Source organism: Paraburkholderia sp. SIMBA_053, assembly GCF_046534895.1.
Lineage (GTDB): Bacteria > Pseudomonadota > Gammaproteobacteria > Burkholderiales > Burkholderiaceae > Paraburkholderia > Paraburkholderia caledonica.
On sequence record NZ_JAWRXU010000669.1, the window covers coordinates 1 to 273 of the forward strand.

General features: G+C 63.0%; 1 protein-coding gene. It reads left to right on the forward strand.

Annotation, left to right across the window (positions count from 1 at the left end; genetic code table 11):
• Nucleotides 1-30: 30 nt before the first annotated feature.
• Nucleotides 31-273, forward strand: a 243-nt coding sequence (locus tag SB753_RS37265; RefSeq protein WP_410805165.1) for a LacI family DNA-binding transcriptional regulator, incomplete at its 3' end; no start/stop codon positions are given.

Sequence of the window (273 nt, forward strand, 5' to 3'; positions counted from 1 at the left end):
TAAGTTTGCTGCACTCCAGCCGGCAAGCCCATGAAGAAGACGACCCAACGCCGCCCTACCATGACCGACATTGCGAAGCTCACCGGAGTCTCGCAATCGACGGTTTCACTCGTGCTCAACAACGCGAGCGGCGCGAAGTTCTCCGACGCCACGCGCGACAAGGTACTGCGCGCGGCCCAGGAACTCGGCTACCGGATGACGCAGCGCGAAACGAGCGCGCTGCCCTCGTTCGACACGGCACAGGGCGAACGCAACCTGATCGTCTATCTCGCC